Source organism: Acetobacter sp. UBA5411, assembly GCF_002409645.1.
In the GTDB taxonomy this organism is placed as follows: Bacteria; Pseudomonadota; Alphaproteobacteria; order Acetobacterales; family Acetobacteraceae; genus Acetobacter.
Window position 1 is genome coordinate 279,276 of sequence record NZ_DHNR01000019.1, and the last position, 21,168, is coordinate 300,443.

24 protein-coding genes and 2 tRNA genes are annotated in these 21,168 nt (G+C 55.9%); 11 read left to right on the top strand and 15 right to left on the bottom strand.

The features are described 5' to 3' along the window. Window positions 1-50: 50 nt before the first annotated feature. Window positions 51-1,469 (top strand): pilus assembly protein TadG-related protein, encoded by a 1,419-nt coding sequence (locus tag B3759_RS06440; protein ID WP_291364776.1) that lies wholly within the window; start codon window positions 51-53, stop codon window positions 1,467-1,469. A gap of 49 nt (window positions 1,470-1,518) precedes the next feature. On the opposite strand, the gene B3759_RS06445 is transcribed toward B3759_RS06440, so the two are convergent. From B3759_RS06445 to gpt, 6 genes are all read right to left on the bottom strand, one after another. Next, complete coding sequence (locus B3759_RS06445) at window positions 1,519-1,986, bottom strand: hypothetical protein (RefSeq protein WP_291365002.1); 468 nt, start codon at window positions 1,984-1,986, stop codon at window positions 1,519-1,521. 279 nt (window positions 1,987-2,265) lie between these two features. Further along, window positions 2,266-2,342: transfer RNA gene (locus tag B3759_RS06450), tRNA-Arg, on the bottom strand. 75 nt (window positions 2,343-2,417) lie between these two features. Next, window positions 2,418-2,723 (bottom strand): ETC complex I subunit, encoded by a 306-nt coding sequence (locus tag B3759_RS06455; RefSeq protein WP_291364778.1) that lies wholly within the window; start codon window positions 2,721-2,723, stop codon window positions 2,418-2,420. Between the two features lie 43 nt (window positions 2,724-2,766). Beyond that, window positions 2,767-2,843: transfer RNA gene (locus tag B3759_RS06460), tRNA-Pro, on the bottom strand. 15 nt (window positions 2,844-2,858) lie between these two features. Then, window positions 2,859-3,779 carry an N-acetylmuramic acid 6-phosphate etherase gene (locus B3759_RS06465; RefSeq protein ID WP_291364779.1) on the bottom strand — a complete coding sequence of 307 codons (921 nt, stop codon included), beginning with the start codon at window positions 3,777-3,779 and terminating at the stop codon, window positions 2,859-2,861. 6 nt (window positions 3,780-3,785) lie between these two features. After that, entirely contained in the window at window positions 3,786-4,268 is a 483-nt protein-coding gene (gpt, locus tag B3759_RS06470) for a xanthine phosphoribosyltransferase (protein ID WP_291364781.1), read from the bottom strand. Between the two features lie 152 nt (window positions 4,269-4,420). Between gpt and B3759_RS06475 the strand changes: the two genes are divergently transcribed. From B3759_RS06475 to B3759_RS06490, 4 genes are all read left to right on the top strand, one after another. Then, window positions 4,421-5,674 (top strand): MFS transporter, encoded by a 1,254-nt coding sequence (locus B3759_RS06475; protein WP_291364784.1) that lies wholly within the window; start codon window positions 4,421-4,423, stop codon window positions 5,672-5,674. After that, window positions 5,652-6,110 (top strand): NUDIX hydrolase, encoded by a 459-nt coding sequence (locus B3759_RS06480; RefSeq protein WP_291364786.1) that lies wholly within the window; start codon window positions 5,652-5,654, stop codon window positions 6,108-6,110. Before B3759_RS06475 ends, B3759_RS06480 begins: the two co-directional genes overlap by 23 nt. 79 nt (window positions 6,111-6,189) lie before the next feature. Further along, on the top strand, window positions 6,190-7,089 hold the full coding sequence (locus B3759_RS06485) for an ABC transporter permease (RefSeq protein WP_291364788.1): 900 nt from the start codon (window positions 6,190-6,192) through the stop codon (window positions 7,087-7,089). A gap of 6 nt (window positions 7,090-7,095) precedes the next feature. Continuing rightward, a complete protein-coding gene (locus B3759_RS06490; protein ID WP_291364790.1) occupies window positions 7,096-7,857 on the top strand; it encodes an ABC transporter ATP-binding protein in 762 nt (253 codons plus the stop codon). 109 nt (window positions 7,858-7,966) lie between these two features. Here the strand turns inward: B3759_RS06490 and B3759_RS06495 are convergent, their stop codons facing one another. The 3 genes from B3759_RS06495 to B3759_RS06505 are packed head-to-tail and all read right to left on the bottom strand — an operon-like array spanning window position 7,967 to window position 9,886. After that, complete coding sequence (locus tag B3759_RS06495; protein ID WP_291364792.1) at window positions 7,967-9,121, bottom strand: 5-(carboxyamino)imidazole ribonucleotide synthase; 1,155 nt, start codon at window positions 9,119-9,121, stop codon at window positions 7,967-7,969. Further along, window positions 9,105-9,647: a 5-(carboxyamino)imidazole ribonucleotide mutase gene (gene purE, locus B3759_RS06500; RefSeq protein ID WP_291364794.1), complete on the bottom strand. Its 543-nt coding sequence runs from the start codon at window positions 9,645-9,647 to the stop codon at window positions 9,105-9,107. Before purE ends, B3759_RS06495 begins: the two co-directional genes overlap by 17 nt. A 38-nt stretch (window positions 9,648-9,685) precedes the next feature. Then, window positions 9,686-9,886 carry a YdcH family protein gene (locus B3759_RS06505; RefSeq protein WP_077812842.1) on the bottom strand — a complete coding sequence of 67 codons (201 nt, stop codon included), beginning with the start codon at window positions 9,884-9,886 and terminating at the stop codon, window positions 9,686-9,688. Between the two features lie 256 nt (window positions 9,887-10,142). On the opposite strand from B3759_RS06505, the gene B3759_RS06510 reads away from it, so the two are divergent. Beyond that, a complete protein-coding gene (locus B3759_RS06510) occupies window positions 10,143-10,313 on the top strand; it encodes a YdcH family protein (protein ID WP_291364796.1) in 171 nt (56 codons plus the stop codon). A gap of 69 nt (window positions 10,314-10,382) precedes the next feature. Here B3759_RS06510 and B3759_RS06515 read toward each other — a convergent pair whose 3' ends face one another. Further along, a complete protein-coding gene (locus B3759_RS06515; RefSeq protein WP_291364797.1) occupies window positions 10,383-10,958 on the bottom strand; it encodes a DUF1013 domain-containing protein in 576 nt (191 codons plus the stop codon). A 288-nt stretch (window positions 10,959-11,246) separates the two neighbouring features. Continuing rightward, window positions 11,247-11,474, bottom strand: coding sequence for a 50S ribosomal protein L31 (gene rpmE, locus B3759_RS06520; RefSeq protein ID WP_291364799.1), 228 nt, complete (start codon window positions 11,472-11,474; stop codon window positions 11,247-11,249). Between the two features lie 280 nt (window positions 11,475-11,754). Between rpmE and mscL the strand changes: the two genes are divergently transcribed. Both mscL and B3759_RS06530 read left to right on the top strand, forming a co-directional pair. Further along, a complete protein-coding gene (gene mscL / locus B3759_RS06525) occupies window positions 11,755-12,219 on the top strand; it encodes a large conductance mechanosensitive channel protein MscL (protein WP_291364801.1) in 465 nt (154 codons plus the stop codon). Window positions 12,220-12,378: 159 nt separating this feature from the next. Continuing rightward, on the top strand, window positions 12,379-12,885 hold the full coding sequence (locus B3759_RS06530) for a hypothetical protein (protein ID WP_291364803.1): 507 nt from the start codon (window positions 12,379-12,381) through the stop codon (window positions 12,883-12,885). Between the two features lie 140 nt (window positions 12,886-13,025). On the opposite strand, the gene B3759_RS06535 is transcribed toward B3759_RS06530, so the two are convergent. The 4 genes from B3759_RS06535 to aceA all read right to left on the bottom strand — a co-directional run bounded on the left by B3759_RS06535 (window position 13,026) and on the right by aceA (window position 18,081). Next, window positions 13,026-13,769, bottom strand: coding sequence for an LrgB family protein (locus B3759_RS06535; RefSeq protein ID WP_291364806.1), 744 nt, complete (start codon window positions 13,767-13,769; stop codon window positions 13,026-13,028). A 2-nt stretch (window positions 13,770-13,771) separates the two neighbouring features. Beyond that, window positions 13,772-14,185, bottom strand: a complete 414-nt coding sequence (locus B3759_RS06540; protein WP_291364808.1) for a CidA/LrgA family protein — start codon at window positions 14,183-14,185, stop codon at window positions 13,772-13,774. 225 nt (window positions 14,186-14,410) lie between these two features. Beyond that, window positions 14,411-16,630 (bottom strand): malate synthase G, encoded by a 2,220-nt coding sequence (locus B3759_RS06545; RefSeq protein ID WP_291364810.1) that lies wholly within the window; start codon window positions 16,628-16,630, stop codon window positions 14,411-14,413. Between the two features lie 170 nt (window positions 16,631-16,800). Next, on the bottom strand, window positions 16,801-18,081 hold the full coding sequence (gene aceA / locus B3759_RS06550) for an isocitrate lyase (protein ID WP_291364811.1): 1,281 nt from the start codon (window positions 18,079-18,081) through the stop codon (window positions 16,801-16,803). 133 nt (window positions 18,082-18,214) lie between these two features. Between aceA and B3759_RS06555 the strand changes: the two genes are divergently transcribed. The 3 genes from B3759_RS06555 to B3759_RS06565 all read left to right on the top strand — a co-directional run bounded on the left by B3759_RS06555 (window position 18,215) and on the right by B3759_RS06565 (window position 21,164). Beyond that, on the top strand, window positions 18,215-19,645 hold the full coding sequence (locus tag B3759_RS06555; protein WP_291364814.1) for a helix-turn-helix domain-containing protein: 1,431 nt from the start codon (window positions 18,215-18,217) through the stop codon (window positions 19,643-19,645). Window positions 19,646-19,965: 320 nt separating this feature from the next. Then, window positions 19,966-20,505 carry a PadR family transcriptional regulator gene (locus B3759_RS06560; RefSeq protein WP_291364816.1) on the top strand — a complete coding sequence of 180 codons (540 nt, stop codon included), beginning with the start codon at window positions 19,966-19,968 and terminating at the stop codon, window positions 20,503-20,505. Between the two features lie 35 nt (window positions 20,506-20,540). Then, window positions 20,541-21,164, top strand: coding sequence for an O-methyltransferase (locus B3759_RS06565; RefSeq protein ID WP_291364818.1), 624 nt, complete (start codon window positions 20,541-20,543; stop codon window positions 21,162-21,164). The last annotated feature ends 4 nt before the right edge of the window (window positions 21,165-21,168 follow it).

Genomic DNA, 21,168 nt, shown 5'->3' on the forward strand with positions numbered 1-21,168 from the left:
GATAATTAAATTTATATTTTGACAAGGAGTTTGTTATACGGAATTCAGTCTTGTTAAGAAAAATTCTTTTTCGACAGTTTCTTTCAAATCAGGCCGGTGGCGTCATTATTTTTGCTGTATTCGGCTCTCTGGTTATCATGACCGCAATAGCTGCTGCGGTCGACTATTCCCAAATGGTCGCCACAAAAACAAAGCTTCAGAATTTTTCGGATTCTGCTGCTTTGTCTGCGACCAAAATCGCCAGTAATTATATGTTCAGTCACATGGGTGACAGTAATGCACAAGCGGCTGCCCAGCAGATTGCTGAGACAACAGCCATACAGTCTGTTACCCAGAATGCTCAGATTGCCGGTATTTCACCTGTTCCCACCGTTACGGTCCAGTATACGTCGACATCTTCCATTTCAGGGACGGTCTCTGTTTCTCTTTCTTATACATCTAATATGTTTATTGCAAATCTTTTGAAATATTCAGGATATCCAATAACAGTGAAATCGACTGCGACCATGGATGAGGGAGAAACTTATTTTCAGATCATTTTTATAGTGGATATTTCAAATTCCATGGCTATCGGAGGTGATCCTACGGCTATTTCCACTCTGGAAGATGGAAGCAGCCAATGCGTGTTCGCCTGTCATGATCCAAATGGTTACGGGATGTCTACGGAGGCCTGCTACGCTTCCGGCACACGCAAATCATCTTCAAGGACGTGGCCTTGCGATATGCGCACATATGCCAAGCAGCAGGGAATAAATCTCAAAATAGATTATGTTAATCAGGCTCTTGAAGAATTTATGGAAAGCATGTCAGAATATTCTTCGAATTACCCAGATAAAATTTCGATTTCAATCAATACGATTGGTACAAATTTCAATCAAATCCTTAGCTCAACTACGGATATGACTGCGGCAATAAATGCAGCATCTTCCATTGATGTTGAAAATGCTACACAATGGTCGAACTCAAGCAATAATGGAATTTCTCCTTATGATTATAAAGACTATAATTATGGTTATACAAATACATCAGATTACTTGAATAAATCTTTATCTCTAATAGAAAATATTGGGGATGGAACATCACCCACAGAAAGAAAAACGTATGTTATTTTTCTTTCTGATGGAGCGCAGGATGTGTGGGATGGGGATACCGATGAATCTAATGATCCAGATACGAGACATCGTATTGTAAGTGTTGATTATAGTGACGCGTGTCAAAGTATAAAGCAAAGTGGCATAAAATTATTTTCTGTCTGGGCAACGTATTATTCAATTAATGATTATATGATAAATCCACTTTTGGGGACAGGATCTGGCTCCATGCAGGGAGCTATGCAAGCCTGTGCCTCTGACGCAGATGATTTTTTCGAGGCTGATGACGGCCCGGCCATTCAAAGTGCTATTACGTCTATATTCAGTTCTATCATGAGTGATGTCTCGTTGCGATTGATAGGCAATAATCAGAATTAAGCTTTTTGTGGTTGCCCTTTACCCTTCAAATGTGGTGAAGGACGGCTTTCTAGTCGCCTAAGTCTTTTTCTTTTTTCTCTCGTTCAGCATTTACACTGAGTTTCTGGTAAATGCCTAATGCAACCACCATACATGTGGCCACGACCAACAGTACTGCCGGATAGAGAATGTCTTGAGGCTGCTCACCACTTCTTTCAAAAACTCCAACAAGACCTTCAATAAATACTGCAATAATGATTGTCGTCATGAATTTTGTAAGGCTATCTCTCGCTTCAGATAGGGACTGTTTTCCTTTGGGACGCAAGACCTCTTCTTCAATGAAATATTTAGCAACATCAAAAACAGCTATAGAAATTACAACGTAGCTGATTGCACGAACAATCTCCGTTCGTCCATCATTAAACGACAATATGAAAGCCGATATTAAACCAATCCCTCCAGAGAATATCAGGAGAGACGCGAGTATAATTAAAATTATACTCGCAAATAAAAAGACAATTCTTGATGTGTTTTTGATTAGATTAATGGCGTTATTCCTTTTTTGACGAGCCGTATTAGCTAGGGAAAGAGTGTTCAGGCTTAGTCTGGCAGATTATCTGAAATACATTTCCCCTGTATTCAGAGGAAAGAGAAACCTGTCTGGGTGATGCTTCGAAGGATGACATCACCCCGGATCAAATTTTGAAAACAGAATTATGCGACCAAAAGGGGATAAGGCAAAAATTCATAAAGCAGGCGCAACAACTCACGGTTACCACAAACTATATGCACGCCAAAGAACGTCGAATATAAGAATTGGCGCGCCCTAATGGATTCGAACCATTGACCCACAGCTTAGAAGGCTGTTGCTCTATCCAACTGAGCTAAGGGCGCGCAGAACCGCTCTTGAAGACCGGCAGGCGTTTTATCCGTTGTTCCAACAGAAAAAACAAGAGCCGTTGAAAAACTTCAGTGCGTCCAGTTCTGGATGCGGTTCATCGCGAAGTTATCAGCATACACCTTCGGGACACGAATGCGCTCTACCGTCGACTCAACCTCGTAAGGAATGGCGTGGTGGCGGGCATAAGCTTCAGCCTGCTCACGACTCTCAAACTTCAGTCGAACCTGAGATTTTGTGTCGCTGCTTCCGGTCCATCCCATGAGGGGAGTGGGACGATGCGGTGCGGATTGACCGTATTCGAAAATCCAGTTCCGGGCACCATAAAGGCCCGACTGTCCTGCACTCTTGGGCTGTTTGTAAATTCTTGCTGTCATCACTCGCCACTCCGTTGCTTTCAACGAGACCGTGTCGAAAAAGTGGTCGGGGCGCCCGGACTCGAACCGGGGGCCTCCTGTACCCAAAACAGGCGCGCTACCAGGCTGCGCCACGCCCCGAACCTGCGGCGGAACCTAGGTGCACAGAGAGGTTCTGGCAAGCCCTAATCGGCTCAAAGCATTACGCAAATTATCGTCAGACTGGGAAAGGGCAGTCTCAGCAGCTTTTTTCTCAGCACCCAGTGCTATCAGAACGGCTGATTTTACATGGCCTTCTGTCTGCTCAAGCGCGATTCGGGCGCTTTCCTCGGTGCAATTCGTAAGATTGATGACCATGCGGACAGCCCGTTCACGCAGCTTGGCGTTGCGGCTGCGCATATCGACCATCCGCGCCTTATAAACGCGTCCCAGTCCGGTCATGAGGGAAGTGGACAGCAAATTGAGAACGATTTTCTGAGCCGTGCCTGCCTTCATGCGTGTCGAACCAGCAATCGGCTCGGCTCCCGTGCCAACGAAAATGGCATACTCGGCAGCAAGCAGAAGAGCCGTCTCTGGCACGTTAGCGATCCCCACAGTCAGTGCGCCTGCACTCCGGGCCGCCTTGATGCAGGCGATGGTGTAGGGCGTCCTCCCACTGGCTGCGATCCCGACCACAACATCATTGGGAGTCAGTGCGAGCGCTTCAACTTCGGCACTGCCCGCCGCCGTATCATCTTCTGCGTTCTCAACGGCATTGAGCAGGGCCTTGCTGCCTCCTGCAATCAGCAGACACATCCGCTCAGGAGGCCAGTTGTAAGTCGGCTCAAGTTCCGCACCATCCTGCGCGGCAAGTCGACCTGAACTTCCCGCGCCAGCATAGACCAGACGACCGCCTGCTTTCAGACGAGGCAGGGCGGCTTCAACGGCTTCTGTCAAAGCGGGCAGGGCGGATGACACAACTGCTGCTGCTGCAAGCTGGGATTGCCACAGGGCCGTTAATTGTGTGGCGACAGGCCATGTGTCGTAATCCAGAAAAGCCGGGTCGGCGCTTTCAGTCGCGGGCAGGGAAGAGGGCATGAGAACTCAGTTTCCGTTCGTCGCTTTTTTGGCGAGAGGCGCGATGAACAGCGGAGCCGTATCCCACGGAAAGAGCACCCATGTGTCCTGCGGTACTTCCATGACGAACAGATCGGTCAGAGGCTTGCCCGTAGGCTTGGCGTAAAGGCAGGCGAACAGCGCTTTTGGCAGACGTTCGCGGACGACACGCGCGGTGATGCCGGAATCGACAAGATCATCCACCACAAGGAAGCCTTCGCCATCTCCGGCAGCCTGTGGATCCTTGATTATTTGTGGTGAGCCTTTTGATTCTTCATCATAGGTCACAACAGAAATTGACTCGATCAGACGGCAGTCAAGTTCACGGGCGAGGATGGCGGCCGGGATCAGACCGCCTCGGGTAATGGCGACAATGCCTTTGAACGGCCCCTTGGACATGAGGGTTTCCGCCAGAGTGCGGGCGTCGCGGTGAAGCTGGTCCCAGGTCACTGTTGCATAAGTCGTCGCCATCGCACCGCGTCTCCAATTATCTCAGTCTCTGCACCGCTAGCTCGATAAAGGCTTATGGCGGCGTAACGAGTGTATTGCCTCCCGCACACTGTCTTGGCAACGTGACGAGCGGGATGGTGTCAGCAGAATAATCACCTGCTAGAGACATCTGCATGTCAGCGTCCGAAACATCCGTTCCTTCTTCTCCCGATCCTGCTCTGCTGCGGCAACCGGGACTGATCAGCTGTCTGGTTGGTCGTAACCTCTCTGCATTCTCCTCACAGGTGCAGGCGGTCGCGGTGGCGTGGCAAATCTACTCCCTGACGCACAGTTCTGCCTCGCTGGGATTTGTCGGGTTGGCCCAGTTTCTTCCCATGATGCTGCTGACACTCCCTGCCGGGCATGTGGCGGATCAGTTCAACCGTCGCCGTATCGTGATGACCTGTCAGGTGGTGGAAGCGCTCGCGGCATTCGGTATGGCGATTGCTTCATGGCAACATCTTATCGGACCGTGGGCGCTCTACCTGTTGGTCGCGCTCTTCGGAGCCTGTCGCGCCTTTGAGATGCCCGCTCAGCAGACGTTTCTTCCCGCCATAGTCCCGGCATCGCTGTTTCCACGGGCGGCAGCCTTGTCATCCTCCCTGTTTCAGGTGGCCTGCATCGCCGGACCGTCTCTCGGTGGTGTGCTGTATGGTTTTGGCGCAGACACCTGTTACGCGCTGTGTTGTCTTGGTTTTGCTGCATCGGCTTTGGCGACAGCGTCGATCAGAATGAGTTTTCCGGAGCGGCGACGTCAGCCCATCACGTTGGAATCCGTGATGGGCGGCATCGCCTTCCTGCGCAGGCAGCATCCCATGCTGGGCGCGATCTCGCTCGATTTGTTCGCTGTGCTGCTTGGCGGCGCGACGGCGCTTCTGCCGGTTTATGCCGAAGACATCCTGCACGCTGGTCCCATCGCGCTTGGTCTGCTCAGGGCCGGTCCCGCCATGGGAGCCGTTCTGATGGCGGTCATCATGACGCGCTGGCCCATCCGAGGAAGCGCGGGAAAGATCATGTTTCTGTCGGTGGCCATATTCGGGCTTGCGACAATCGTTTTCGGCGTGTCCCGCTCCATCCCGCTCTCCATTCTGGCGCTTATGGTTCTGGGTGCTGCGGATGTGATCAGCGTGATGGTCCGGGGTGCGCTGATTCAGCTTGGTACACCTGATGAAATGCGTGGGCGTGTCTCTGCCGTGAACATGCTGTTCATTGGCTCCTCCAACCAGCTTGGTGAGTTCGAGAGCGGCATGCTCGCGGCCTGTGTCGGAGCGGTGCCTGCTGTGGTGATCGGCGGCGTCGGCACGCTGATTGTGACAGGGCTCTGGATGCGTCTTTTTCCGGGACTGCGTGAACTGGATCGGCTCGATGACATCAAGCCAGCAGCCTGAACCGCGAGGCGCGGTTATTGCCGTTTGCCGTAATCCCATCGACGGGCGCTTTCTTCTGGTCCGACGCGCCAATCCTCCCGATGCTGGGCTGTGGGGATTCCCGGGCGGCCGTATCGAACCCGGAGAGGATCTTCTGACGGCAGCCGGGCGTGAGCTTGCAGAAGAAACTGGTATCGACGCCCAAGGTGCCAGTGTGCTGACAGCTTTTGATTCGATCCATCGGGACGGGAACGGCTTTCTGCTGTTTCACTATGTCATTGTCGCGGTTCGGTGCGATCTGAGACATCCACGGGACACGCGGGAACCTGTCGCTGCGGACGATGCGCTTGATGCGGGATGGTTCAGTCTGGACGCAATCCGCGAGTTGGGTGCTCAGGCCAGCACCGGTGTCCTCGCATTGGCGCAGCGAGCCGAGGAGGCTGCCGGGAGTTGCTGACCTTGCGCTTCTCTGCGGGGTTGTCTATCGCGCAGGCATGAACAGCACAGAACGGCCGGACGACGAGAGGGAGCCTCCCGTGACGTCAGAACCGACAGGGGGCGCAGAGCCCATAACGGACGAGCCCCATGTTGCAGCAGAGCTTGCGGCGCGTGGCGAGGTGCCGGTCATGGATCTGCAGCCCGAGCGTGGAGCGGCCTACATCGCTCACGCGCTGAATGATCTGTTCGGTAGCTTCCGTCTATTCCGCCTCGGCTGGACGCTGGGCTGGCTCGATATAAAAATGCGTTACCGCGGCTCTCTGCTGGGGCCGTTCTGGGTCACTTTCTCCACGATCATTCTGGTTGCGGCGATGGGGGTGCTTTACGCCACGCTGCTGCACACGGATCTCAAGGCCTACCTGCCATTCCTGTGCTTTTCCCTCGTGCTGTGGGCCTATCTGAGTGGCATTGTGACGGACGGATGCAGTGTGTTCACCAGCACGGTCAATTTGATCCATTCGATCAGGATGCCTTTCACAGTGCATGTCATGCGGGTGATGGTCAGGAATCTTCTGACTTTTCTGCATAGTGTCGGCGTCATTGTGGTGCTCTTTGTCTTCTTTGGCATCATGCCGACACTTAACTGGTCACTGCCTGCTGGTGTCTTCCTGTGGTTTGCTGATCTTTACGCCCTCACTCTGCTGCTGGGCGTGCTGGGCGCCCGCTTCCGGGACATGCCGCCAATTGCTGCCAACATCATGCAGATCCTGTTTTTTGTGACGCCAATCCTCTGGAAGCCCGATCTTATTTATATGGGGCGGCAATATATGCTGCTCGACCCCTGTTATCCTCTGATCGAGATCGTGCGTGGGCCATTTATGGGATTACCAGTCAGGCCATCCATCTGGCTGGCGGCTGTGGTCTACAGCGTGGTCCTGTGGGGCGTTTCCTTTCTGCTGTTCGCCCGCCTCCGCGGTCGTCTGGCTTACTGGGTGTAAGGCGATATGGCCGGAATCGACGTCACAAACCTGTCCATCTCCTTTCCGCTCTATCATGGCGATGCACGCAGTCTGAAAAAGACCATGAAGAGCACTCTGAATGGGAAAACGGCTTCCAGTCGCTTCGCCCGTGATGATCGCAACCGGATCATGGTGCAGGCCCTGAGCGACATCAATTTCTCCCTGAAACCCGGTGAGCGCCTTGGACTGATCGGACGGAACGGGGCGGGCAAGACAACGCTGCTTCGGGCACTCAGCGGTATTTATGAGCCGGTCGAAGGGCGCGTGCTTGTCCGGGGGCGGGTAGGGACGCTGCTGGACACATCTCTTGGCATGGACCTCGAATTGTCTGGGCGGGAGAATATTCGTCTGAGGGGGCTGTTTTTCGGATTGTCCAATGAGGCCATCCGGGAGGTCGAGCAGGATGTGGAATCCTTCGCCGATCTGGGGGCTTTCATGGACCTTCCGCTGAAGACCTACAGTTCGGGCATGAGTCTGCGTCTGGCGTTCGGATTGGCGACGGCGATCATGCCAGAAATCCTGATCATGGATGAATGGTTCATGGCAGGAGACGCCACGTTCATACAGCGTGCGGAAGGTCGGATCGCAGGATTGGTTGAGGGGGCGGAGATTCTGGTGATTTCCAGCCACATGCCGTCCATTGTCGAGAAATGGTGCACGCGCGTGCTCTGGATGGAGCAGGGCAAAATTGTGATGGATGGTAGCCCTGCGGATGTGCTGCCAGTCTATCTGGATGCCGGAAGTTAAAATCGGCACACCCGTTCAGTGGCGCTACCTTTATGCTCGTCTGACTTTGACGTGTGACGGCATTCGGGCAACCGTTTGCTGAAAGCACAGGTTGCCCGAAGTAGAAAAACTATTCTGTCGAACCGGCCAATGGTCCCAGCGCAGCCTGCACGCCAAATTCTCCCGGCATCGAGCCGTAAGGGAAAAGCACATTGACGTGGCCCATCTTGCGACCGGGCCTGGCTTCCCGTTTGCCGTAAAGGTGCGGGATCAAACCCTGTGTCGCGACGATTTCAGGCCACAAGGCCATGTCGTCCGGCCCCACAAGATTTTTCATGACCGCATCTGAGTGACGTACAGGCTCCGGCAAAGGCAGCCCGGTCACGGCACGCACATGCATCTCGAACTGGTCGCAAGGACAGGCATCCATCGTCCAGTGGCCGGAATTATGGGGGCGCGGAGCAATCTCGTTGACGAGCAGTTCGCCCTTGCGGCCGACAAACATCTCGACGCCCAGAATACCGATCAGATCCAGACCTTCCGCAATACGGCAGGCGATCCTGCTGGCTTCGGCTGCCATTTCCTCGCTGATACGGGCAGGAGCGAGACTGATATCCAGAATGCCGGAGACATGCCGGTTCTCAGTCGCAGGGAACGTGCGGATGGTCCCATCCACACCACGGGCCACCATGACGCTGATTTCCATGGCGAAATCAACCATCCCTTCCGCCACAAGTGGTTTGGGGGAAAGAGTGGCCAGCGCCTCATCCAACTGTTCGGCATTATGGACGCGGAACTGGCCCTTGCCGTCGTAGCCCATGCGGGTCGTTTTCAGGATGAAGGGATAACCTACCGTTTCAGCGGCTTCCGCGAGGTTTTCCTTATCCGTGACAATTTTCCAGGGCGCGACCGGAATGTCGATGGAACCAAGAAATGTCTTTTCCTGCTCACGATCCTGACTGATCCGCAGGATATTGCCGGAAGGGCGCACCGGGCGCAGGTCCGACATCAGATCAAGGCCATTTGCAGACACATTCTCAAACTCGAATGTGATGACATCAACGGCTTCGGCAAAACGTTTCAGAACGTCGGGATCATTGAAAGAGCCGATGGTGGCTCCGTGCGAGACCTGTAGCCCCGGTTCATCTTCGTGCTGCGCGAGAATATGGGAGCGGAAGCCGAGACGGGCGGCAGCCATGGCGGACATACGGCCCAATTGGCCGCCACCCACAATACCAAGAACCGAATTGGGCGGTAGAAAATCGTTCTTACTGTTCGGGTTCATCGCGTACCGAGGCAGTCTGGAGTGCGCGCCATGTATCGAGCCGGGCTGCAAGGTCTGCATCCGAGATGGCGAGAATGGAGGAGGCGAGCAGGGCGGCATTGATAGCGCCCGCCTTGCCGATCGCCAGCGTGCCGACCGGTATGCCGCCGGGCATCTGGACGATGGAGAGCAGGCTGTCCATGCCCTTCAGCGCCTTGGACTCAACAGGCACGCCCAGAACGGGCAGTCGTGTCCATGCCGCGCACATGCCGGGCAGATGGGCCGCGCCGCCCGCTCCAGCGATGATGACTGACAGGCCCCGGTCAGTGGCCGTGCGGGCATACTCCGCCAGACGGTCAGGAGTGCGGTGCGCCGAGACAATCTTCGTCTCATAAGGGACTTCCAGCGCGTCCAGAGTCAGCGTGGCGTGCTGCATGGTTTCCCAGTCGGACTGGCTTCCCATGATGATTCCGACACGTGGCGCCTCGGATTCCTGTTTCACAGCATCATCCGCTGCCGCTTCAGGCTGGTTTTCAATATTATCCATGATCTCTCAAATCTCGGAACCTGATCAGACCATTGCGGTTATGCAATATTGTCCGGAATAAGATGACTCTCGATCCACGCAATTTCATCCTTAAGGAGGAGTTTGCGTTTCTTCAGCCTCTGAAGCTGGAGATGATCCATCGGTTCATGAACCAGACGGTCAATGACCGTATCCAGATCACGATGTTCGCTTCGCAGCTCATGAAGCCTGCGCAGCATACTTTCCCGATCACTCAGCATCGCACCTCCGGCATTCTCGTCCAGTGATATTCACCACGAACAGCTGCTTTACACATCCGTGAGACCATCAGCCCTGATCTTTGTCACGTTAAGCCAACGGATTGTCTTGCACCAGTGCCCAGAATCTTCTCCGGAAGGAAGAAAGTGCGGCGGGGTAGAAAATAAACCGTGAAACATGAGCAATTTTTCATGTCAGATTGGTGACAGACAGCGCTAGCATCAGGCTGTTGCAACTATCCAATCGGAGAGTGAAACAATGAGCAAGCAGTCACGCCTCGAAAGCCTCAGCCGCCGCCATTCCGTCCTCGATGCGAAAGTCCATGATGAAGGGCATCGCCCCATGCCGGATCAGCATGTTCTGATGCGCCTCAAACTGCAGAAACTCACGCTTAAGGAAGAGATGGATCGGGTCAGGGCAACGTCCTGAGGGAGCGCCTCCTGACTGGCTGCGTCTGTCTGGCTGCGTCTGTAACGACAGGCGCAGCCTCGATTACTCTCAGTCTTCGTTTTCGATCGGCATGGGCTGCGGCACTTCCTGCCCTTCGCGCGTCAGACGCTCATTCGCAGCGGCGACGGCAGCGTTGAGATCCATCTGACTGCACAGGCCCAGCGTCACCGGATCACGTGGCTTGATGTTCTGGCTGTTCCAATGCTGACGATCACGAACCTTGGCAATCGTGTCCTTGGTTGTGCCGAGCAGCTTGGCGATCTGCTGATCCTGAATCTGCGGGAAATTGCGCAGCACGAACGCAATACCGTCCGGACGGTCATTACGACGCGCGACCGGGGTGTAGCGAGCGCCTTTGGCGCGGCGTTTCACCTGATTAACCGTTGAAAGAATTTTCAGTTTTGCATTGGGGTCAGCTTCGCACCGGCTGATTTCTTCCGCAGTGACCTGACGGTTGGCGACCGGATCATATCCCACAATTCCCTGAGCGACTTCGCCGTCAGCGATCGCCTGTACTTCCAGCGGGTGCATGCCGCAGAATTCAGCGACCTGCGTGAAGGTCAGGGCAGTCTTTTCGATCAGCCAGACGGCTGTCGCTTTGGGCATAAGAGGAAGCGTGCTCATCGTCGATCCTGTTGCTGCGTGGTTTCTTGGCGCTCACGCAGGCACCGGGATCGGTTTTTACGGGCAAGGCCTTCGTCGGGCCCGTCCCAGCGTGCCTGCCGGCGCGCGGTTATGTACGGTAATGGCCGCCGCTTGCGATGGGGTCAAGCGAAAATCGTAAGTCTGGACAAACGGAAAGGTATCGCAGGACAGCAGGTCGAAAAAGAAAAACCCTGCGACCGGGTTACGGTGCAGGGTTTTCCTGGCTCATCCCTGAAAGGAATTGTTCTTTTCAGGAAGATCCTTTTCTCAGGAGCTGCGCTTGCCGATGCCAGCAAAACGCTTGTTGAACTTGGCCACCTGGCCTCCGCTGTCGATCATGCGCTGGACGCCAGTCCAGGCCGGATGAGACTTCGGGTCGATATCAAGACGCAGGGTGTCACCAGCGGAACCCATGCACGAATACGTCTTGTATTCGGTGCCGTCGGTCATGATGATGTTGACCTCGTGATAGTCGGGGTGAATATTCTGTTTCATTTCAACGCTCTCTAAGGAAAAGTTCCCGATGCCGACCGGGAATGGATCGCGCACGTATAGGCGGATCGCGCAGGTATGGCAACGAATAAAGCGGAGAAAATGGCAATTTCCCGCACCTGAGTGGGTGACTACTCATCAGAAAATCGTTTGATGGATTTTTTACTTGCTGTGGCAGAAAAGACAGCTTGTTCGCCCATTTGTTGCCATAAGGTTAATCTATTGTTGTAAATCAGAGTAGGCAGTCGGTAAGACTGGTCTACATCATTTCTTAGAGGATCTCATGGCAGACAAGAAACTTGCTGTGCATACCCCGGGTTGGGTCAATGACTTCAAAGCCTTCATCATGCGCGGCAATGTCGTTGATATGGCCGTCGGTGTCATCATCGGTGCAGCTTTTACGGCAATTGTGAACAGTCTGGTTAAGGACGTGTTCAACCCGGTGCTTGGGCTGGCTACAGGCGGTATCGATTTCAGCAATCTGTTCGTGACGCTTAAAGGTCCCGTCGAGCCGACGCTTGATGCAGCCCAGAAAGCCGGTGCGGTCACCCTTAACTATGGTGTTTTCATTAACGCCGTTATCCAGTTCCTGATCGTCGCCATTGTCATCTTCTGGATGGTGCGTCTGCTGTCCAAGCTGCACACAAAGCAGGCTGCAGAACCGGTTGCACCGCCGCCGCCGACGAAGAGCGAAGTGCTGCTTCAGGAGATTCGCGACGCGCTTGTCCATCAGCAGCCACACGGCTGATACAGTTCTTCCGTGTGAAACTGCAGAAAAGAGGAGCTTCGGCTCCTCTTTTTTTATCTGCGGCTGCGATGTCGGACGAAGTTGTTTTGCTCTCAACAGGATCGGACTGTTATGCAGGACAGCGTTTCATGAAAATGCTTTGAAAAATGGAAAAATTTTATGATCTCCGAAGAACAGGAAGTGCGCCCTGTCGAACAGACAGACCCGGAGCGCGATGCATCACCGCATCCCGCAGAAAAAGATCAGGGCAAACGGGTTCGTTCAAAGATTTCAGGCTCTTTAAAGAAAATTGCGGATGTCAGAGGAAATGCTGTCTGGTTCAGGAATAAAACCCTGTCCCTGAAAGAAGCTGCGATCATCAGAAAATATTGGCCTTACATTGAAGGGGCAATATCAAAGATTGCCGGCTCTGCTGCCTTTGAAATCATCGCGGATGAATTGATCATTGTCAGGGTAGCCAATATTGTTATCGATCATCTGCCCCTGCATATGCGGCTTATTCTGCGAAAAACAGGCATGGACCGGCTTCTTGTCGCGGCACTGTCCAAAATCAAGAAACAGATCATTCAGAAAATTTCCGTCCTGCGAGCAGAAAAGTTGGCAAGAGAGGGGAAACCGACTGTGGAAACACACATGGATAGCGACAGGGGCAAAAACGAACACTAGCTGTTTCTGAAACGGATAAATAAACAGCTTTCTTATGCCTCTGTGTCACTGAAGCAATAAGTGATGATACTACAAGTAATTTTCAGAAAGCCGGTTTTTCGGTGATTTTGTTTTTAGTCATCCTTCTCTGAAATAGCCGTTTATCCGGGCAGAAAATACAGGATCAGCGGCACAATAATCGCCGTTACCAGCCCGTTCAGACCAATCCCCAGAGCCGCAAACGCAGCCCCCACAGGATCACGTTGCGCCACCTGAGCCGCTGCAATGCCGCTGCCTGCGATACCAGCCGCCAGTCCATGCGCGCGCCAGTCTGTAATCCCCAGCCGTCGCAGGGTTGTCTCGCCAATCATGGCCGCGATGATCCCGCCCAGAATGGCGAAGGCCGCCGTCAGCGCCGGAATGCCGCCAATCTGCGTGGTGATGGCAATGGCGATCGGGGTCGTTACGGCTTTCGGAGCCATGGACAGGGCGACATCATGTGAGCCACCTAACAGCAGAACAAGTAACACACCGCTGACCACGGATGTGATCGACCCAGCCAGCAGCGCAAGTGTCATGGCGGGCAGACTGCGGGTGACGAGACGAATGGAATCAGCCAGCGGAATAGCCAGCGCCACGGTGGCAGGTCCAAGCAGAAAGTTGATGATCTTCACCGACTGAAAATACGTGCCGTAGGGCGTTTCCGTAATCAGAAGTCCCAGCGCGACGAAAGCGATCGCAAACAGCACGGGATTGGCCCACGGCGCACGACCAAGCCGGATCTGTAGCCTTACGCCCAGCGCGAAGACCGCAAGTGTTACGCTCAGCCAGAACAGGGTTTCCATGTTCGGCTCAGGCAGAAAACGCGCATAAATCTGATGGAGCGTGTGAGAAAGGGACTGCATTGTCAGAGCACCTGTCCACCAGTGTCGGGAATACGCTCGGGCGAGGGACGATCACGGGTCGCCTTGTGCATCACGAACGCTGTCACCATCAGTCCGAGAAGTGTCGAGCCGAACAGCGCCACAGCAATCGGCAGACCATTGGCGAGCAGCACCGGCATCTGCGTGACCAGTCCCACTCCAGCCGGGACGAACAGCAGTCCGAGGCAGGCGATCAGACTGCGGGACAGCGAGGACAGGGCTGGACTGTCAAAGGAAGAGGCAGGCTTGTCCGTACGTGTCCGGCTGCGTTTCCAGAGCAGGGCAGCGGCCAGCAGGAACATGCCGATCACCGGACCGGGAACCGGGAGATGCAGAACCGTCTGCAAAGCAGACCCGACAAGCTGGAACAGAATCAGAATAAGGAAAGCTTCCGGCATGGCTTTTCTTCTTTTTGGAGGCGCAGCAAACGCCCGAACCGAAAAAGAGAGGGCCGGGTGTCGTGCTCCCCGATTTGTAAAGGGTTGCGAACCTGAATGTTGCCCGCAACCGGATCACTGGCAAACCACATTTATGCGTGCCCGACTAACGGGAAGGCGTTCCGACCCCCGGGAACTGGTCGGAACGCCTCGCGCTGGTCGTCACATGGAAGAAATGGACCACCGTCAGTCGGCAGCGAACTCCATGTCTTCATGTGTGACACCTTCGATGCGGTGGCGGCTTTTTGCCTCCCTGCGTCGTCTGTGAAGGATGCTTTCCGTGTAACCGTTCGGCTGACGCGCTCCGTCGAACACCAGTTCACGGGCCGCCATGAAGGCAGGGCCATCCTGATGGGTGGAGAGCGGAATATAACCGGCCTCGTCCTGATTCTGCTCGTCCACCATGCGCGCCATGCGGATGAGCGCGGCCTCGACCTGCGCTTCCGACACGACCCCATGCATCAGCCAGTTGGCGACATGCTGCGAGGAAATCCGCAGCGTGGCCCGGTCTTCCATCAGCCCGACATTGTTCAGGTCAGGCACTCTGGAACAGCCAACGCCCATATCCACCCAACGCACCACATAGCCGAGGATGCTCTGGAGATTGGTGTCGAGTTCGGCAGCGATTTCCTCTTCCGACCAGTGTGCGCCCTGAGCGAGGGGCAGGGAGAGCAGATCCTCCATCGGCAGCGGCGCGTGATATCTGAGCTCCTTCTGGACCTCCATCACGTCGACCTCATGATAGTGCAGTGCGTGAAGAGTGGCTGCCGTAGGGGAGGGAATCCACGCCGTACTGGCGCCCGCCCGCATCTGCGCACCTTTCTGTTCCAGCATGTCGGCCATCCGGTCGGGGATCGCCCACATGCCTTTGCCGATCTGGCCATGACCACGCGGACCGATGCCTAGACCACATTCCAGCCCGATGGCGACATTGCGCTGCTCGTAGGCCTTGATCCAAGGCTCCTTCTTCATGTCGCCTTTCCGCACAACGGCTCCGGCCTTCATGCAGGTGTGGATCTCATCGCCCGTGCGGTCGAGGAAGCCGGTGTTGATGAAGAACACGCGCTCGCGGGCCGCATTGATACACGCGGCAAGATTGCAGCTTGTGCGCCGCTCCTCGTCCATGATGCCCATCTTGAGTGTGTTGCGCGGCAGGGACAGGATCTCCTCGACCGAGGTGAAGATGGCGTCGGACAACGCGACTTCCTGCGAGCCGTGCATCTTCGGACGAACGAGATAGATCGAGCCCATGCGGCTGTTGCGGACCGGGCTGTTACCGCGCAGATCATGCAGGGCGATAGCGGACAGGATGGCAGCGTCGATCACGCCTTCCGGGGTTTCGTTGCCTTCAGCGTCCAGCACCATGTCGGTGAACATGTGATGGCCAACAGTGCGGACCAGCATCAGGCTGCGACCGTGCAACGTCAGCGGCGCGCCGTCCGGTGCGGTGTAGGTGCGGTCCTGAGCCAGTGTGCGGTTCGTGACCTGACCATTGCGGGGAACCGCCGCCGTCAGCGTGCCGCGCATCAGGCCGAGCCAGTTGCGATAGACCAGAACCTTGTCCTGCGCGTCCACGGCGGCCACGCTGTCCTCGCAGTCCATGATGGTGCTCAGGGCGGCTTCGACAATCACATCGGCGATGCCGGCCTTGTCCACACTGCCAATCGGAGAAGAGCGGTCGATCTTCAGTTCGATATGCAGACCACGATTGTTGAACAGCACAGCCCGAGGCTCTCCCGGCGCACCTGCGAAACCGGCGAACTGCGTCGGGTGCTTCAGCCCTGTCGTGCGGCCGCATTCGAGCTTCGCGTGCAACTCGCCATGATGTACATAGTAGGACAACGTATCGGCATGGCTGCCGATGAGCAGCGGCACGGTTTCATCAAGGAACAGCTTGGCGCGACGGACGACAATGCGGCCTCGGAGCGGATTGTATTCCGTGCCGCACTGGAAGGGCGGTGTCTGGGGCAGGGCGTCCGTTCCATAGAGCGCGTCATACAGGCTGCCCCAGCGCGCATTGGCGGCGTTCAGGGCGTAGCGGGCGTTGTTGACGGGCACTACGAGCTGCGGTCCGGCGATCCGACCGATCTCCGCGTCCACATTCTGGGTGGAAACCGTGAATTTCGGTGGCAGTTCCTCGACATATCCGATCTCTCGCATGAAGCGGGTGCGGAGATGCATGTCTGTGCCGCTGCTGCCAATCAGGAAGTTGTCGATTGCCTTCTGGAGCCGGTCGCGCTGCGCGAGCGCATAACGGACTTTAGGGGAGTATTCGGCGACAAGACCGGAAACGCCCGCCCAGAACGTCTCCGGCGAAACGCCGGTTTCCGGCAGAACTTCGGTGTTGACGAACGTATGAAGACCGCGATTGATGCTGATGCCTTCAATCTGGATATGCGTGGTCATGGTCGTGTCTCCGGGTCCGTGACGGCCTGCCGGCGGCGCCTTTCTGGATGTATAGGGGCCGGAAAACCGTCACGGATGCTTCGATAAAATGAGGACCATCGTCCCGCCCGCCTCCGCAGTTGGACGGGACGATGTGCGCCGGATCGGCTCCCGGCGCGGGAGGTCAGTGCCTAGTGATGGTTGAACTGGTCATGCTCGGTGGAGCCGTGCATGGCCGTTGTGGAGGACTGCCCACCACTGGCCGTCGTGGCGACTGCGTCGAACCAGCTCGTGCCAACCTCGCGCTGATGGCGGGTTGCGGTGTAGCCTTCCGGCTCCGCCGCGAACTCGGCCTGCTGCAACTCGGAGTAGGCCGCCATGCCGCGCTCGGCGTAGCCTTTCGCAAGCTGGAACATGGAGAAGTTCAGTGCGTGGAAGCCTGCAAGCGTGACGAACTGGTATTTGTAGCCCATCTTGCCGATGGTCTTCTGGTATTCGGCAATCTCCTTTTCCGAAAGCTTCTTCTTCCAGTTGAAAGAAGGCGAACAGTTGTAGGCCAGCAGCTTGCCGGGGAACTTCTTGTGGATCGCCTCAGCGAACTGCTCGGCTTCCTTCAGGTTCGGCTCGGACGTCTCCCACCACAGCAGGTCGGCATACGGCGCGTAGGCTTCGCAACGAGCGATCGCATATTCAACGCCGAGACCTTCCTTGATCCGGAAGAAGCCTTCCGCCGTGCGCTCGCCGGTGAGGAACGGGCGGTCGCGCTCGTCCACGTCCGATGTGAGAAGCTGTGCGGAATGCGCATCCGTGCGGCAGACCAGCAGGGTTGGCGTGCGCTCGACATCGGCGGCGAGGCGGGCGGAGTTCAGCGAACGCAGGTGCTGTGAAATGGGGATCAGCACCTTGCCACCGAGGTGACCGCACTTCTTCTCGGACGCAAGCTGGTCCTCGAAGTGAACGCCAGCCGCACCCGCTGCGATCATGGAGCGCATCAGTTCGAACACGTTCAGCGCGCCACCGAAACCGGCCTCTGCGTCGGCCACGATCGGCGCCATCCAGTAGGTCTTGTCGCCTTTGCCTTCCAGAGTCGCGATTTCGTCACAACGACGCAGGGCGTTGTTGATGCGTGACACGACGTTCGGCACGGAGTTGGCCGGATAGAGCGACTGGTCTGGATACATCTGCCCTGCGAGGTTCGCATCCGCCGCAACCTGCCAGCCGGACAGGTAGATGGCCTTGAGACCTGCCTTGACCTGCTGCATGGCCTGGTTGCCAGTCAAAGCGCCCAGCGAGTTGATGTAGGGCTCTTCATGCAGCAGTTTCCACAGGCGCTCTGCACCCATCCGTGCGATCGTGTGTTCGACGGTGAACGACCCGGAAAGCTTCGCCACATCCTGCGCGGTGTAATCCCGCTCGATACCGGCAAAACGGGTCTTGTCGCTGATGAACTTTTCGATGGCTTCAACGGACATGGCGTTGTTCCTTCTTGTTTGTGATGTTTTCAGTTAATATGGTTCCATTGATTACTTCTACAGAAAAGGAACAGTTTCCAATGAATGCTGTAAATTCGTTTACAAAAATAACTCTATATTTGTAAATCATGTCATGACGGGATCATCTTCAACACGCATTGGCCGTATTGTTCGTCGTCTCAGGCAGGAGAGGGAGCTTTCGCAGCAGGCTCTGGCCGCCAGACTGGGAATTTCAGCGAGTTATCTGAATCTGATCGAACATGATCAGCGGAGTGTCACGGCCACTCTCCTGATCAAGTTTACCCGCGCGCTCGATGTCAGCATCGAGGCGTTGTCGGGCTCGGAGGAGCAGAAGCTGGAGGCCCAGCTCAGGGAAGCGCTGTCAGACCCGGAACTGGGGAACGACATGGAGGGGACGGCCCATGAGGTCGCCGCAGTCGCTTCGCAGGCTCACGTCGCCAAGGCGATTCTGGCGTTGCATCAGGCCTATCGGGCCGCGCGTCACGATGCTGAAGGAATGGCGTTGCCGGGAGGGCGTCGTCTTGTTCTGCCACAGGAGGAAGTGCGGAAGATCTATGACGAACATCGCAGTTATTTTCCTGCATTGGAGGAAATCGCCGAGGCCGTGCGCGAAGAAATGGCGCGGGATATGGGATTTGTCCGCGGAGAGGGATTGCCGCAGGCGGAAGTGAATCACGCCGTGGCGACACGACTGCGTCAGAAACATGGTGTGGTTGTGCAGGTTCTGCCGCTTGATGATGCCCTGAGACGTTATGATCCTGTCACGCGCCAGCTTGTTCTTTCCGATCTTCTGCCGCGCGAAAGCCGCGGATTTCAGCTGGCGTTTCAGCTCATGCTGCTGGAAGCGCGGGATGTGGTGGAGGCTCTTCTTACGGAAATGGAGCCTAGCACCAAGGAAGCCCGGACGTTCCTGCAGATTGGTCTGACCAATTATGCCGCTGCGGCGGTGCTGATGCCTTATATGGCGTTTCTGAAAATGGCTGTCGCCAACCGCTACGATATGGAAGTGCTGAGCTTCCGTTTCGGTGTATCCTATCAGCAGGTGGCCCAGCGTCTCGCCAGCCTGCAACGTCCGGGCGCTCGCGGGGTGCCGTTCTTTTTTGTCAGGACGGACCCGGCAGGAAACATCAGTAAAAGTTTTTCAGCCTGCGGTTTTCCCATTCCCCGTCAGGGCAATCCCTGTCCGCAATGGAACGCCTGCACAGCCTTTACAACGCTCGGCCAGATCAAGACGCAGATTGTCGCCTTCACGACGGGGCAGTCCTTTCTGTCGATTGCCAAAAGCTCAATGGGCATGGCCCAACGATGGGGCGATGCGCGTCCCATACGAACTATCACCATTGGGTGTGATCTCTCCCGGGCGCGGGAGGTGGTGTATTCCGACCATCTCAATCTGGATGCACGACCGACCTCAATCGGCATTTCCTGCCATCTGTGTGATTGGGAGGATTGCCGGTCCCGGGCTTTCCCACCGCTGAATCATCGCCTGATTCCGGACATCAATGAGCGTGTCCTACGACCGATACCGTTTGAAGGGCCGTAAGGCGAAGACGGGTTCATGAAGAAAAAGGAAAAGATGGAGGCTCATCTTTTCCTTTCTGGACTGCTCCTTTCGGCAGAGCTGTTTCTCTGATGCAGATCCTGTCTTTGTCTGAAACCATTGATGGCTCGTTACGGAATGCCATAGGGCAGGGCAAAGAGCGGAATGATTCTGGATCTGTCCATCAACCGTTCTTGGGCAGGATCTCCTCCAATATTGTTGCTCTTGGCGGCTTGCTGCTGATGGGGCCGCACTGTGCCTCGCGTTGAAAGGAGCCCGCCGACTACTTGCTGCTTCTGAAATGATGGATTTCTCCTGAAGGCATGGCTGGCGGCAGTGAACTCCGTCGTCCTCATGGGCGCGGCGGACATCACGGCGGTGGGCGCAGGGGCGGGCGTCATCGGCTTTTTGACTATGGAGAGATGCGCCTGCTGGTTCTCAGCCTGATCGCGGAAAACCCGACCTACGGCTATGAACTCATCAAGACCATCGAGGAGAAATTCGGTGGCAGCTACACACCAAGCCCCGGTGTGATCTATCCGACGCTCACCTGGCTGGAAGAGGCAGGCTATATCCGTCCGGCGGCGGAAGAAGGGCGCAAAAGCTACGACATCACTCCCGAAGGGGAAGCGTTCGTAGCGTCCAACCGGGCCGCATTGGATGAAATCCTCGCACGGGCAGCGACTGCTGAAACCGAAGGGAATGGTAACCGTCGCTCTCTGTCCGTGCCGGTGATGCGCGGGATGGAAAATCTCAAGACCGCCCTGCGCCTTCGCCTCCGCAATGGTGGGCTTGATCCCGAAGCCGAGGCAAAGATTGCAACGGTGCTCGACGAGGCAGCGCGCGCCATCGAACAGGTCTAAGGGCGACAGCCATAGAACGGTCCAAGGAGCGTATCATGGACGAGAAAATTACGACGGTTCTCGACCTCTATCATGCCCGGATGCAGGAAGAACGCAGCCGCCCACGCGAAGAGCCGCCCGGTGGCCGGGATGGCGGTCAGGATCAGCGCATGCGTGCCATCGGACCCGACACGGGACGATTAATGAACATTCTGGCGCGCAGCCTCTCCGCTCCAACCATTCTCGAGTTGGGCACATCCTTCGGCTATTCCGGGATATGGCTTTCCGAGGCAGCCCGCGCGACCGGCGGGAAGCTGATCACGATGGAACTGCACGAATACAAATCGGCCTATGCTCGCGATATGGCCGAGAAGGCCGGGTTGGCCGACTGGATCGATTTCCGTGTTGGTGATGCTGTTTCCATGATCGGAGATCTCACGCAGAAGGTCGATTTCGTCTTCGTCGATCTGTGGAAAGATCTCTATGTGCCCTGTCTTGAAGCGTTCTATCCGCGCCTCAATCCGGGCGCGATCATTGTGGCGGACAACATGATCCGTCCCGGAACGGAGGACGTGAAGCGCTATGGGCGCGCCATTCGTGCGTTGCCTGGCATCTCCAGTGTTCTGCTTCCTGTTGGGACCGGCATCGAGGTCAGCCGTTTCGAACCAAACGCGGGATAGCAGT